This is a genomic window from Streptomyces sp. NPDC093149 (genome assembly GCF_044754145.1).
In the GTDB taxonomy this organism is placed as follows: domain Bacteria; phylum Actinomycetota; class Actinomycetes; order Streptomycetales; family Streptomycetaceae; genus Streptomyces.
In genome coordinates this window covers 454,325-468,232 of sequence record NZ_JBIVON010000002.1, presented here as the reverse complement: position 1 = coordinate 468,232, position 13,908 = coordinate 454,325, and the positions used below count along the sequence as shown (strand labels likewise).

Sequence of the window (13,908 nt, the reverse complement as noted above, 5' to 3'; positions counted from 1 at the left end):
CCATGTCCGGAAACCGCCGGAAGTCGGCCGTCGCGCTCGCCGCGACCGCCGCGCTGTCGCTGTTCGCCTCCGCCTGTACGGGCCAGAGCAACTCCGGTGCCAATGATGACGCGTCCAAGGAGACGACCATCAATTTCTGGCACGGCTGGAGTGCCCCGAACGAGGTCGCGGGAATCAAGGCCACGGTCGACGCCTTCACGAAGGCGCACCCCAATATCCATGTGAAGATCGTCGGAAACATGACCGACGACAAGATCAACCAGGCACTGCGGGCGGGCGGTTCGAACGCCCCGGACGTCGTCTCGTCGTTCACCACGAACAATGTCGGCAAGTTCTGCTCGTCGAAGGCGTTCGTCGATCTGAACCCCTTCCTGAAGAAGGACGGGATCGACCCGGACAAGACCTTCCCGAAGGCGATGAACGAGTACACGCAGTTCGACGGGGTGCGCTGCACCGTGCCGTTGCTCGGTGACGCGTACGGCCTCTACTACAACAAGGACGCGTTCGAGGCCGCCGGCATCAGCGGTCCGCCGAAGACCTGGTCGGAGTTCGCCAGGGACGCCAAGAAGCTGACGAAGACCAAGGGCGACTCGTACGAGCAGCTCGGCTTCATGCCGAACTACCACGGCTACGAGTCGACGACCGAGCACTATCTCGGCAGCTGGGACCCGAAGTACTTCGACGCGGACGGCAAGTCGAACATCGCCGAGGACCCGGCGTTCGCCACCATGCTCGCCGCCCAGAAGAAGCTGGTCGACGACCTGGGCGGCTACGAGAGGCTGGAGAACTACCGCACGGCGTTCGGTGACGAGTGGGGCGCCAAGCACCCGTTCCACACCGGCCAGGTGGCCATGCAACTGGACGGCGAGTGGCGGCTCGGGATGGCCGAGGAGACCAAGCCGAAGTTCGAGATCGGGGTCGCCCCGATGCCCGTCGCCGACGACCAGGCCGACACCTACGGCAAGGGCTATCTGACCGGCACCATCGCCGGCATCGCCGCCACCTCGCAGAAGCAGAACGCGGCGTGGGAGCTGGTGAAGTTCATGACGACCGACACCGACGCGGTGGTCGGCTTCGCCAACGCCATTCACAATGTGCCGTCCACGCTGGAGGCGCTGAAGTCGCCGAAGCTGAAGTACGACCCGCGGTTCAAGACGTTCCTGGACATCGCCGCGAACCCGAACAGCACCACCACCCCGCCCTCGGTGAACGGCGGCGCGTACCTGGTGTCCCTGCAGAACCTCGGATTCGACATCGAAAAGGGCAAGCAGACGGACATCGAGGCGGGTCTGGAGAAGACCGCCAAGGAAATCGACGCGGCCATCGCACAGGCGAAGTAGAACAACGATGAGCACACGTGCGGGCACGTACACGCTGCGTTCGAAGCGCCGCCGGTCGGCGCTGCGGACGGCGGCCTTCATGTCGCCGTGGCTGATCGGGTTCGGCGTCTTCTTCGCCTACCCCCTGATCTCCACGCTCTATTTCTCCTTCACCAGCTACGACGGTTTCGCGGCCCCTGAATTCAGTGGGCTGAAGAACTGGTCGTTCGTCTTCGACGACTATCCGCTGTTCTGGCCCGCGCTGCGCAACACGCTCTGGCTGGTGGTGGTCATGGTGACCTGCCGGGTGGTGTTCGGTCTCGGTGTCGGGCTGCTGATCACCAGGATCAAGACGGGTACCGGGGTCTTCCGCACCCTGTTCTACCTGCCGTATCTCGCCCCGCCGGTCGCGGCGACCCTCGGCTTCGTCTTCCTGCTCAACCCGGGAACGGGGCCGGTCAATTCGATCCTCGGCGATCTGGGGCTGCCCACGCCGGGCTGGTTCACCGACGCCACCTGGTCCAAGCCGGCGCTGACCGCGCTCGCGGTGTGGGGCGTGGGGGACCTGATGGTGATCTTCATGGCCGCGCTGCTGGACGTACCGAAGGAGCAGTACGAGGCGGCGGAGCTGGACGGGGCGTCCTCGTTCCAGCGGTTCCGCTTCGTCACCCTGCCGAACATCTCGCCGATCGTGATGTTCGCCGTGGTCACCGGGATCATCCAGACGATGCAGTACTACACCCAGCCACTCGTGGCGGGGAAGGTCGCCTCGGGTGTGATGGGCGGATCCGGGCAGCAGTTCGAGCCGGGCTATCCCGACAAGTCGACACTGACGCTACCGCAGCTCGTCTACAACCTCGGCTTCCAGCGCTTCGACTACGGCTCCGCCTGCGTGGTCGCGCTCGTTCTCTTCGTCCTCGCGATGGCGTTCACCGCACTGCTGATGCGGCGCCGCAGCGGGCTGATCCAGGCAGGTGAGTGACGTGGCGCAGGCTCTCGACACCCTGAAGGCGGCCGACCCGGCGGCCGAACCGGCCACCCCGGCCGAACGCACGGCACGCCGCAAGGCGCTGCTGAACTGGATCGCCGTGCACGCGCTCGGCGTCGCCGCCGCACTCTTCTTCGTGCTGCCGTTCGTCTTCCTGCTGCTCACCTCGCTGATGAGCGACCAGCAGGCGCTGACCCGCGATCTGTGGCCGCACCCCTTCGAGTGGAGCAACTACAAGAAGGTGTTCGACACTCCGGGCTTTCTGACCTGGTGGAAGAACACCCTGCTGTACGCGGGGCTCGGCACGGTACTCACCGTCGTGTCGTCGCTGCCCGTGGCGTACGCGCTCGCCAAGTTCCGCTTCCGGGGCCGGCATCTGTCGCTGATGCTCGTCATCTCGATGATGATGCTGCCGCCGCAGGTCGTCGTCATCCCGATGTATCTGTTCTGGGCGAAGCAGCTGGACCTGTCCGGCACGCTCTGGCCGCTGATCATCCCGATGGCCTTCGGCGACGCGTTCTCCATCTTCCTGCTGCGGCAGTTCCTGCTGACCATCCCGAACGAGTACCTCGACGCGGCGAAGGTCGACGGCTGCGGTGAGTTCCGCACGCTGATGAAGGTCGTCGTGCCGATGGCCAGGCCGGGCATCGCCGCTGTCGCCCTCTTCCAGTTCTTCTACGCCTGGAACGACTACTTCGGCCCGCAGATCTACGCCTCCGAGAACCCGGCCGCCTGGACGCTCAGTTACGGCCTGGAATCCTTCAAGGGCGCACACCACACCGACTGGAACCTGACCATGGCCGCGACCGTACTGGTCATGGCCCCCGTGATCCTCGTCTTCTTCTTCGCCCAGAAGGCTTTCGTCGAGGGCGTCACACTGACCGGAGTAAAGGGCTGACCTATGAAGCTCGCAGTAGTTGGTGGCGGGTCCACCTACACACCTGAACTGATCGACGGCTTCGCCCGGCTGCGGGACACGCTGCCGATCGAGGAGCTCGTGCTCGTCGATCCGGCGGCCGGCCGCCTCGAACTCGTCGGCGGCCTCGCCCGGCGGATCTTCGCCAAGCAGGGCCACCCGGGGCGGATCGTCACCACCTCGGACCTCGACGCGGGCGTCGCCGACGCCGACGCCGTACTGCTCCAGCTGCGCGTCGGCGGCCAGGCCGCCCGCAACCAGGACGAGACCTGGCCGCTGGAGTGCGGCTGCGTCGGCCAGGAGACCACCGGGGCCGGCGGTCTCGCCAAGGCGCTGCGCACCGTCCCGGTCGTCCTGGACATCGCCGAGCGGGTCCGCCGCACCAATCCGAACGCCTGGATCATCGACTTCACCAACCCGGTCGGCATCGTCACCCGGGCGCTGCTCCAGGCCGGGCACAAGGCCGTCGGCCTGTGCAACGTGGCGATCGGCTTCCAGCGGAAGTTCGCCCGGCTCCTCGACGTCACGCCCGCCGATGTGCATCTCGACCATGTCGGGCTCAACCACCTGACCTGGGAACTCGGTGTCCGCCTCGGCGGCCCGGACGGCGAGAACGTCCTGCCGAGGCTGCTCGCCGAGCACGGCGACACCATCGCGGGCGATCTGCGCATGCCGCGCGCGATCGTCGACCGGCTCGGCGTCGTCCCCTCGTACTACCTGCGCTACTTCTACGCGCACGACGAGGTCGTACGGGAACTCGGCACCAAGCCGTCCCGGGCGGCCGAGGTGGCCGCGATGGAGAAGGAACTCCTCGCCATGTACGGCGACCCGGCGCTGGACGAGAAGCCCGCGCTGCTCGCCAAGCGCGGCGGCGCCTTCTACTCGGAGGCGGCCGTCGACCTGGCGTCCTCACTGCTCGGCTCGGGCGGCAGCCCGGTGCAGGTGGTCAACACGTACAACAGGGGGACGCTGCCGTTCCTGCCGGACGACGCGGTGATCGAGGTGCAGGCGAGGGTCGACGGGACGGGCGCCACCCCGCTCGCCGTGCCGGAGCTGGACCCGCTGTACGCCGGCCTGATCGCCAACGTGACGGCGTACGAGGACCTCGCCCTGGAGGCAGCGCTTCTCGGAGGGAGGGCCACCGGGCGGGCGGACGGGAGAGACGCAGTGTTCAAGGCGCTGCTCGCCCACCCGTTGATCGGCCAGTTCGAGTACGCCGAGGCGCTCACCGACAAGCTGATCGCGCACAACCGGGAGCACCTGGCGTGGGCGTGAACGCTTCGGTCCTCGCGATCGATGCGGGGAACAGCAAGACCGATGTGGCCCTGATCGGTGCGGACGGAACGATTCTGTCGACGGGACGCGGCGGTGCCTTCCAGCCGCCGGCCGTCGGGATCGAGGCGGCCGTCGACGTTCTCGGCGCGGCCGTCGGACAGGCGCTGGAGCTGTCCGGCGTGCCGGCCGGTGCCGTCACGCATGTGTCGGCCTGTCTCGCCAACGCCGACCTCCCGGTGGAGGAGGAGCAGTTGGCCCGGGCGCTGGGTGCGCGTGGCTGGGGAGCCACGGTCGAGGTGCGCAACGACACCTTCGCGATCCTGCGCGCGGGGGTGGACGAGCCCCGGGGGGTGGCCGTGGTCTGCGGCGCGGGGATCAACTGTGTCGGCATGGTGCCGGACGGGCGGACCGCGCGCTTCCCGGCCATCGGCCGGATATCCGGTGACTGGGGCGGCGGTGCGGGGCTGGCCGAGGAGGCGATGTGGTTCGCCGCGCGGGCCGAGGACGGCCGCGGTGAGCCGACCGAGCTGGCCCGGACGCTGCCCGGACACTTCGGTCTCGGCTCGATGTACGCGCTGATCGAGGCGCTGCATCTGGGGCACGTCGAGTTCGAACGGCGGCACGAGCTGGCTCCGGTGCTCTTCGCGACCGCGGCGGCCGGTGACCCGGTGGCGGGCGCGCTGGTGGAACGGCTGGCGCAGGAGGTCGTCGCGATGGCGTCGGTCGCGCTGGGCAGGCTCGGTCTGCTGGACGAGGAGGCGCCGGTGGTGCTGGGCGGCGGGGTGCTGGCGGCCCGTCACCCGCAGCTGGACGGCCGGATCGCCGAACTCCTCGCGGTACGTGCCCCGAAGGCGGTGATCCGGGTGGTGACGGAGCCACCGGTGCTCGGGGCCGCGCTGCTCGGCCTGGACCACACCGGGGCGGGCGCCTCGGTGCACGAGAGGCTGCGTGCGCAGTACGGCTGATCCGGTCCGCCTCCTCCCAAGGGGCGTGTCTCCTCCCAAGGGGCGTGTCTCCTCCCAAGGGGCGTGTCTCCTCCCAAGGGGCGTCCGCGGCATTTCGCGCCGCGGACGCCCCTTGTGCAAGGGAACCGATCAGTTGTCCCGGACGTGTTCATGAGTGGGGAGTTCGGTCCGCTCAGGGGATTGATCCGCCGATCGGCTTGATCGGCGGCGCATGCCTTGATCGAATGCGAAGGAACGCGTCCGTGGATCGATGCAGGATCAAGGCGTTCCTGGTGTGGATGTCGGTCCCCGCGGCCATACTTCAGGCCGGGTACCAGTCCCCCGATCGGCCGGGGGCCGGGCCACCGTCCGTGACCGAGGGGGAGGTCGAGTGACACACCCGCCGAATGTACGCACGGCGCCGGACCACGCGCGGGCGCAGCCGCCCGTGCCCGCGACCGCACCCGTTCCGCCTCGGCGCGGCGCCTGGTCCGTGACGTCCGAACGGCTCAGGGCCGCGGCGACGACCGAACCGGGCAGGCTCCGGATCATCGGGGCCGTACTGGCCCTGCTCGTCGTCGCGTTCGGGGGCGTGACGGCGTTCGAGATCGCCGACCGGGCGGCCGCCGCCGACGACGTGGTGAACCGCAGCCAGCCGCTGAGCGCCGACGCGGCGGCCATCTACCGTTCGCTCGCCGACGCCGACACCGCGGCGGCCGGCGGCTTCCTCGCCGGGGCGCAGGAGCCGCGCGCGGTCCACGACCAGTACGACAGGGACATCAAGGAGGCCTCCCGGCTGTTGGTGAAGGCCGCGGCCAACACGGACGCCTCGACGAAGTCCGGTCACGAGATCACCACGCTCAACGAGGAACTCCCCCGGTACACGGGGCTGATCGAGCGGGCCCGCGCGAACAACCGGCAGGGCCTGCCCCTGGGCGGTGCCTATCTGCGGTACGCGAACCAGCGGATGACCAACATCCTGCTGCCGGCCGCCGAGCGGCTGTACACGGCGGAGACCGACCGGCTGGGCCAGGACAGCGACGCGGCCAGGGTCTGGCCGTTCTTCTCGCTCGGGCTCGGTGTCGTGACCCTGGCCGGACTGCTCTGGGCGCAGCGGCGCAACTACCGCAGGACGAACCGGGTCTTCAATCACGGGCTGCTCGTCGCGACCGCCGCGTCCACCGTGGTGCTGCTGTGGCTCGCGGTGGGGCACACCGTGGCGCGGTCCGAACTGCGCAGCGCCGATGTGCACGGACAGCAGTCGCTCGACGTTCTCAACCATGCGCGGATCGACTCGCTGAAGGCACGCGCCAATGAGAACCTCACTCTCGTCGCCCGTGGCGCGGTGCTCACCCCGGACGGCAGGAACGACAAGTACGAGACCGACTACAACACGGGCATCAAGGCCCTCGGCGAAGAGCTGGGGAGAGCCAGGAAGCTCGCGGACGGCGATCCCCGGGGGAGCTCGCCGGTGGAGAAGGCCATCGACGGTGTCTCCGAGTGGCAGGACCGCCACCGGACCGCCCGCACGACCGACGACGGCGGCGACTACGAGGGCGCGCTGAAGCAGATCATCGGGCCGAAGGACTCGACGGGTGAGTCCTTCGACCGGGTGGACGAGGCGCTGAAGCAGGCGCTCGCCCATGAGCAGGGCGAGTTCAGCCGGGCCGCGGAGAACGGGCGCGGGGCGCTGGGCGGGCTTCCGGCCGGCGCCGCCGCACTCGCCGCGCTGGGCGCCCTCGCCGCGATCCTCGGGGTCAACCGCAGGCTCTCGGAGTACCGGTGAGAGGGGGAGCGATGACCAGGAAGCGCACGGGCCCCGGGCTGCGCGGCTGGGGCGGGGTGACGGGCATGGCCGTGGCCTGCGCGGTGACGGCCTCGCTCACCCTGCTGCCGCTCTCCCACGGCGGCGCCGAAGCCTTCGTCCGGGACACCGCCGGACCGGGTACGGCGCAGGCCGTGCAGACCCGGTCCGGCGACTGCGAGGATCCGGAGGCGAGTCTGCCGCCGTCGAGCGGAAGCGGCCCGAGCATCGAGAAGATCAAGGCGCGCGGAAAGCTGATCGCCGGCGTCGACCAGAACAGCTTCCGCTGGGGTTACCGCGATCCGGAGACCGGTGGGATCGAAGGCTTCGACATCGACCTGGTGCGGGCCATCGCCAAGAACATCCTGGGCGATCCCGACGCGGTGATCTTCCGGGCCATCCCCACCAACCAGCGGATCGCCGCCCTGGAGAACGACAAGGTCGATGTCGTCGTCCGGACGATGACGATCAACTGCGCCAGGCTGCAGCAGGTCTCGTTCTCCACCGCCTATTTCCAGGCCGGGCAGCAGGTCCTGGCACCGAAGGGCTCGTCGATCACCGGGTTCGACAAGTCCCTGGCCGGCAAGCGGGTCTGCACCGCCGAGGGCTCCACCGCGTACGAGGCACTGGAGAAGCAGTCGTTCGGTGCGGTCTTCAAGGACGAGCACGACGGCACGGACGAGGACGAGGACCAGCTCACCGTCCCCAATCAGCTGGACTGCCTGGTGCGGCTCCAGTTGGGTGAGGTCGACGCGATCGTCACGGACAACGCGCTGGCGGCCGGACAGGCCGCCCAGGACCCGGCGGTCGAGCTCAAGGGCGACAAACCGTTCACCACCGAGTACTACGGCGTGGCCACGAAGCGCGGCGCCGACGATCTGGTGGCCCGGGTCAACCAGGTGCTGGTCGACTACCGCAGGGGTGGTGCGAACAGCCCCTGGATGGAGTCGTACCGGCACTGGCTGGAGGCCGGACTGCCGGGGATAAAGGCACCGCCGGCACCCAAGTACCGGAGCAACTAGTGCGGGGCCGGCCGGGTGCGCTCCGGCGCGGTCCCGGTCGGCGAGGCAGTGGCACTGATCCTTTCGGGCCCGTCCCGGCAGGAAGAGCGGAGAGGTGATCGATGGGCGTCGCGGGCTCCTTCCCCGGCTATGCGGGGAGGCCCCCCGGCCCGGTCATGGACCGGGACGAGGCGGACCGTGCGCTGGCCCGGCTGGGCGCGGAGCACGAGGCGATCGAGACCTCGCTCCTCGCCCTGCAGGACCACGCGGGCCGCCGGCTCCTGGAGGGCGCCGATCTGACCGGTGTCACCAAGGAGCGCTGGGCCTCCACCGAACAGTCGATCACCCTGCTGTGGGGGTACTTCGACGCCTACGCGGGGGCGCTGGCCGAGGCCCGCGCGGTGCGGGCGCGCCGACGCCACCCCAACCGGGACGACCTGGTGGCCCTCACCGAGCTGCTGCGCGGCCAGGGTGTCACCGTGGCGCACGCGGCCGGCCGCCCCGATCCGTCGATCACCGGCCCGGCCAGGCTCTCCGAGCGGTTCACGCTGGAGGAGCTGGTCGCCCGGATGAACGAGCTGTACGCCCGCTCGCTGGACATGGTCGTCGCCTCCGACTCCGTGTGGTCCGCGCTGCCCGCGCGGATAGACCTGCTCTCCGCCGAGCTGCACCGCACCCGCTCGCTGGCGCACTCCGTCGGTGTGCGGCCCGGTGAGCACCCGGCGGGTGACGATCTGGAGGCGATCACCCAGGAGCTGACCACGCTGCGGGTGCAGGTGATCTCCGATCCGCTGGCCTTCTGGCTGTCGGGGCCCGGCAGTTCGGCGCCGGGCGGCGGGCGGCCCGACACGACGCGGTACGACCGGGCGGCCCGCGCCCTGGACGACGTACGCCGCGAGATCGAGGCGGTGCTCGCGGTCCGGCAGGACGCCGAACAGCGCCTGGTCCACCTGCGTGACGTCCTCTCCCGCGCGGACCGGACGCTGACCGAGGCCCGGTCGGCGCGCGGCGAGGTGCTGGCGAAGATCGCCGCCTCGGAGGTGCCCGCGGTCAGCGGTCCGGCGACCGCGCTCCAGGAGCGGCTGGCCGCCGCGTCGGAGTACCGCAGGCATGCCCAGTGGCACCGGCTCTCCCCGCTCCTGGAGACGCTGGAGCGGGAGGCCGAGGAGGAGTTGTTGCGGGCCCGCGAGTCGCTGACCGCGGTCACGGCCCCGCTCGCCGTGCGGGCGGAGCTGCGCGGCAGGCTCGACGCGTACAAGGCGAAGGTCGCCCGGCACGGTCTGGCCGAGGACCCGCTGCTGATCGAGCGGTACGACGCGGCACGCCGGATGCTGTGGAGCGCGCCGTGCGATCTGCGGGTCGCCGCGCAGGCGGTGCTGCGCTACCAGGAGGCGGCGGCCGAACTGCTGTCGCAGCGCCGGGCCCCGGAACCGGAGGACCGGCGATGAGGACGGGTGTGCGCGAGGTGGACGGGCCGCCGCGGCGGCGGGGCGAACAGGGGGACGGACCATGAGTACGCAGTGCCAGCGCCCCGCGTGCGAGGGCAGTTACGAGGACGTGGGCGGCGGTGAGCTGTACTGCGACACCTGCGGGCTGGCTCCGGTCGTCTCCCCGAGCGGCACGGTGAGTTCGCCGCCCACCGGGATCGCGGGCGGCGGCGCGAGCAGCAGGGGCAGCAGGGGCAGCAGCAGCAGTTCCCGGGCCTCCTCGCGGTCCTCGTCCCGTTCGTCGACCTCGCGGCGTTCCGTTTCGGGGCGTCTGTCGCGCTCGTTGTCCGGCGGCGCCACGTCCCGTTCGGTGTCGGTGCGTTCCTCCGGTTCGTCCTCGGGGGCGTCCGGTCGCAGCAGGCTGGGTGCGGGGCTGGTGCAGGTACCGGACGTGCCGCGTCCCGACCCGCGCTCGGCGGTGATGGAGAACCCGGAGGTGCCGGAGCGGAAGCGGTTCTGTTCGCGTTCCGACTGCGGGGCCCCGGTGGGCCGGGCCCGTGGTGAACGGGCGGGCCGCACGGAGGGGTTCTGCACCAAGTGCGGCCACCCGTACTCCTTCGTGCCCAAGCTGCACGAGGGCGACATCGTGCACGGTCAGTACGAGGTCGCGGGCTGTCTGGCGCACGGCGGGCTCGGCTGGGTCTATCTCGCGGTCGACCGGGCGGTGTCGGACCGCTGGGTGGTCCTCAAGGGCCTGCTCGACACCGGCGACCAGGACGCCATGGCGGCCGCCATCTCGGAGCGCCGCTTCCTCGCCGAGATCGAGCACTCCAACATCGTCCGGATCTACAACTTCGTCGAGCACCTCGACCAGCGCACCGGCTCGCTCGACGGCTACATCGTGATGGAGTACGTCGGCGGCAAGGCGCTCAAGGAGATCGCGAACGAGCGCCGCACCCCGGCCGGGAAGCGCGATCCGCTGCCGGTCGAGCAGGCGTGCGCGTACGGCATCGAGGCGCTGGAGGCGCTCGGTCATCTGCACAGCCGCAACCTGCTGTACTGCGACTTCAAGGTCGACAACGCGATCCAGACCGAGGACCAGCTGAAGCTGATCGACATGGGCGCGGTCCGCAGGATGGACGACGAGGAGTCGGCCATCTACGGCACGGTGGGGTACCAGGCGCCGGAGGTCGCGGAGGTCGGCCCGTCGGTCGCCTCCGACCTGTACACGGTCGCGCGGACGCTCGCGGTGCTCACCTTCGACTTCCAGGGCTACACCAACGTCTTCGTGGACTCGTTGCCGGACCCGGACAACATCGAGGTGTTCCGGAGCTACGAGTCGTTCTACCGGTTGCTGGTACGGGCCACCGACCCGGATCCGGCGCGGCGGTTCGCCTCGGCGGCGGAGATGGCGGAGCAGCTGACGGGCGTGCTGCGCGAGGTGGTGTCGCTGCAGACCGGACGGCCGCGGCCCGCGCTGTCGACGCTGTTCGGCACGGAAGTACGGGTCACGGACACGCAGTTGTTCGCCGAGCTGACGGACGATGTGTCACGGCTGGGGGCACGGGCCGCCGCTCCGGCGTCGTCCGGGCGCTTCGGGCGAGGACGGAAGGGGGCGGGGACCGGCGCGCCCGCGGTCACCCCCGTGCCGGGTACGGGGCCGGGCGCGCTGCCCGCGGGTGTGCCGGCCGCGCCCGGACATCCGGTGGCGGGAGCCGGTCCGCTGACCGCGCCGCCCGCACACGTACGGTCCGGCGGCGCGGCGCTCCCGTACGCGCAGACCCCCGCCGCGATTCCGGGTCCTCGCGTCCCGGTCGCCGATCCCGGTGCGCCGTCGGGGCCGTACGTCCCGAACGGCCCCCGGCCGGCCGGGCTCGACGCACGGGCCACCTCGCTCGCCCTGCCCGTCCCCCGGGTCGACGCGAGCGACCCCAACGCGGGCTTCCTCGCCGGGCTGATGGCCACCGCTCCCGCCGAACTGATCGCCGCGCTCGGCGCCGTGCCCGCGGCGTCGCTGGAGACCCGGCTGCGTGAACTGCGCGCCCGTCTGGAGATGAACGAACTCGGTGCCGCGGGGCAGACCCTGGCGGAGCTGGAGGACCGGTTCCCGGACGACTGGCGGGTCGTCTGGTACCGCGGAATCACCTCGCTGGTCATCGGCGACAACGAGAACGCGGCGCTCTCCTTCGACGCGGTGTACGACGCGTTCCCCGGTGAGCCGGCGCCCAAGCTGGCGCTGGGGATCTGTGCGGAGGTGCTGGGCCAGCTGGACAACGCGGCCGAGTACTACCGGCTGGTGTGGACGACCGATCCGAGCTTCGTCAGCGCCGCGTTCGGCCTGGCCCGGGTGCAGATCGCCGCCGGGGACCGCACCGGGGCCGTGGCGACGCTGGAGTCCGTGCCGGAGGCGTCGATCCATTACACGGCGGCCCGGGTCGCGGCGGTGCGGGCGAGGCTGCGGGAACGGGCTCCGGACGAGCCGCTGATCGCCGATCTGACGGCCGCGGCCGAACAGATCTCGGGACTGGCCGGCTTCGGCCTGGGCGCGGTGCGCCGCGAGCAGTTGTCGACCGAGGTGCTGGGGAAGGCGCTCGACTGGGTGCTCTCCGGGAGTCCCGCGGCTCGGTCCTCGGCCCCCGGGGCACACGTGCCTGCCGGGTCGAACGGGCCGAGAACGCTGCTCGGCAGTGAGGTGGACGAGCGCGGCCTGCGTTTGGGGCTGGAGCGCTCGTACCGGATGCTCGCCCGGCTTGCGGAGCCCGGCGACGAGAGGATCGAACTGGTGGAGCGGGCCAACCGCTTCCGCCCCCGGACGTGGGTGTGAAAATGTCGCAGAAGCCCCAGGAGACGGCCTTGTCGAAGTGCCCCGGCTGCGAGGAGCCGCTGGAGCCGGGGGACCTGTTCTGTGGTGCGTGCGGGTACGACCTCTCGGCCGTGCCCGCGCCGCCGCAGGACCGCCCGACGATCGCCATGACCGTGCCGACGGAGAACGGCGCGGCGGCCCGCCCGGCCGAGGTCCGGCCCGACGAACCGGGCGGATCGGGCGACTTCGAGCTGGCCGCACCCGGGCCGGCGCCCGCGTCCGCACCGGCCGCCACATCATCGACGGCCGCGCCCGCACCGGCCGCGAAGGCCTCGCCGCCCGCGCCGGACCCCCGTACGCCCGCCGTCGATCTGTCCGCACCGCCGTCGGCCGGCACCAAGCTGTGCGTGGCCTGCCGGGCCGGCCGGGTCGACACCGACGGCTACTGCGAGAACTGCGGTCACGCCCAGCCGCGCGAGCGCGACCACATGGAACAGGAGCTCGGTTCGGTGGCCGCCGTCAGCGACCGGGGTCTGCGCCATCACCGCAACGAGGACTCGTTCGCGGTGTCGACCACCGCCCTGCCCGACGGTTCGCCTGCCGTCGTCGCGATCGTCTGCGACGGTGTCTCCTCGGCGAGCCGTCCCGACGAGGCGTCGGCGGCTGCCGCGAGCGCCGCCAACGAGGCGCTCCTGGAGTCGCTGCCGCGCGGCACCCATCCGCAGCAGGCGATGCACGAGGCGATCGTCGCCGCCGCCGAGTCGGTCAACTCCCTGGCGCAGGAGCCCGGTCGGGCCATGGAGCACGACCCGCACCGCCATCGGAACGCCCCGGCGTGCACCCTGGTCGGCGCGGTCATGGCGGCCGGTCTGCTGGTCGTCGGCTGGGTCGGTGACAGCCGCGTCTACTGGGTGCCGGACGACCGCACCAGCCCGCCCGCCCGGCTGACCGAGGACGACTCCTGGGCCGCGCAGATGGTGGCGGCGGGCCTGATGAACGAGGCGGAGGCGTACGCGGACGAGCGCGCCCACGCCATCACGGGGTGGCTCGGCGCCGACGCGTACGAACTGGAACCGCACACGGCCTCCTTCAAACCGGACCGGTCCGGTCTCGTGGTGGTGTGCACGGACGGGCTGTGGAACTACGCGGAGTCGGCGGCGGAGATGGCCGCGGCGGTGCCGGCCGACGCGCGGTCGCGGCCACTGCACGGCGCCCAGGTGCTGGTGGGTCACGCGCTCGACGGTGGGGGCCACGACAACGTAACAGTGGCTCTGCTGCCGTTCGCCGTACCGCCGCAGGGGGCAGGATCGGCCTGCGGCACCGCATGAGGCCCGTTCCGTAACGCTTGGTTCCCGTTCCGTTCGCCCCTTCCGCCCCGTCGCCTTCGCCCGCCTTCACCCTTTTTTTCTTCTCTCACAGCTGTCTTCATCC

Annotated in this window: 10 protein-coding genes; all 10 read left to right on the top strand. The window is 70.9% G+C overall.

Annotated features, from left to right (window positions below; translation table 11 throughout):
• The first annotated feature begins 2 nt into the window (after positions 1-2).
• The 10 genes from ACIQCZ_RS08630 to ACIQCZ_RS08585 all read left to right on the top strand — a co-directional run bounded on the left by ACIQCZ_RS08630 (position 3) and on the right by ACIQCZ_RS08585 (position 13,805).
• A complete protein-coding gene (locus ACIQCZ_RS08630) occupies positions 3-1,340 on the top strand; it encodes an ABC transporter substrate-binding protein (protein ID WP_402280772.1) in 1,338 nt (445 codons plus the stop codon).
• Positions 1,341-1,419: 79 nt separating this feature from the next.
• Positions 1,420-2,301, top strand: a complete 882-nt coding sequence (locus ACIQCZ_RS08625) for a carbohydrate ABC transporter permease (protein WP_402281258.1) — start codon at positions 1,420-1,422, stop codon at positions 2,299-2,301.
• Position 2,302: 1 nt separating this feature from the next.
• Positions 2,303-3,205: a carbohydrate ABC transporter permease gene (locus ACIQCZ_RS08620; RefSeq protein ID WP_402280770.1), complete on the top strand. Its 903-nt coding sequence runs from the start codon at positions 2,303-2,305 to the stop codon at positions 3,203-3,205.
• A 3-nt stretch (positions 3,206-3,208) separates the two neighbouring features.
• Positions 3,209-4,498, top strand: a complete 1,290-nt coding sequence (locus ACIQCZ_RS08615) for a 6-phospho-beta-glucosidase (RefSeq protein ID WP_402280768.1) — start codon at positions 3,209-3,211, stop codon at positions 4,496-4,498.
• Complete coding sequence (locus tag ACIQCZ_RS08610) at positions 4,489-5,463, top strand: N-acetylglucosamine kinase (RefSeq protein ID WP_402280767.1); 975 nt, start codon at positions 4,489-4,491, stop codon at positions 5,461-5,463. Before ACIQCZ_RS08615 ends, ACIQCZ_RS08610 begins: the two co-directional genes overlap by 10 nt.
• Before the next feature lie 370 nt (positions 5,464-5,833).
• Complete coding sequence (locus ACIQCZ_RS08605; RefSeq protein WP_402280766.1) at positions 5,834-7,228, top strand: hypothetical protein; 1,395 nt, start codon at positions 5,834-5,836, stop codon at positions 7,226-7,228.
• Positions 7,229-7,239: 11 nt separating this feature from the next.
• Positions 7,240-8,268: a glutamate ABC transporter substrate-binding protein gene (locus ACIQCZ_RS08600; protein WP_402280764.1), complete on the top strand. Its 1,029-nt coding sequence runs from the start codon at positions 7,240-7,242 to the stop codon at positions 8,266-8,268.
• Between the two features lie 101 nt (positions 8,269-8,369).
• Positions 8,370-9,695, top strand: a complete 1,326-nt coding sequence (locus ACIQCZ_RS08595) for a hypothetical protein (protein ID WP_402280763.1) — start codon at positions 8,370-8,372, stop codon at positions 9,693-9,695.
• A 61-nt stretch (positions 9,696-9,756) separates the two neighbouring features.
• Complete coding sequence (locus ACIQCZ_RS08590; protein ID WP_402280761.1) at positions 9,757-12,498, top strand: tetratricopeptide repeat protein; 2,742 nt, start codon at positions 9,757-9,759, stop codon at positions 12,496-12,498.
• Positions 12,495-13,805: a protein phosphatase 2C domain-containing protein gene (locus ACIQCZ_RS08585; protein WP_402280759.1), complete on the top strand. Its 1,311-nt coding sequence runs from the start codon at positions 12,495-12,497 to the stop codon at positions 13,803-13,805. The genes ACIQCZ_RS08590 and ACIQCZ_RS08585 overlap by 4 nt, the downstream gene beginning before the upstream one ends.
• Positions 13,806-13,908: the final 103 nt, after the last annotated feature.

Coding starts and splice junctions, on each gene's coding strand:
- ACIQCZ_RS08630 (WP_402280772.1), top strand. CDS start 3: ATGTCCGGAAACCGCCGGAAGTCGGCCGTCGCGCTCGCCGCGACCGCC.
- ACIQCZ_RS08625 (WP_402281258.1), top strand. CDS start 1,420: ATGTCGCCGTGGCTGATCGGGTTCGGCGTCTTCTTCGCCTACCCCCTG.
- ACIQCZ_RS08615 (WP_402280768.1), top strand. CDS start 3,209: ATGAAGCTCGCAGTAGTTGGTGGCGGGTCCACCTACACACCTGAACTG.
- ACIQCZ_RS08600 (WP_402280764.1), top strand. CDS start 7,240: ATGACCAGGAAGCGCACGGGCCCCGGGCTGCGCGGCTGGGGCGGGGTG.
- ACIQCZ_RS08595 (WP_402280763.1), top strand. CDS start 8,370: ATGGGCGTCGCGGGCTCCTTCCCCGGCTATGCGGGGAGGCCCCCCGGC.
- ACIQCZ_RS08590 (WP_402280761.1), top strand. CDS start 9,757: ATGAGTACGCAGTGCCAGCGCCCCGCGTGCGAGGGCAGTTACGAGGAC.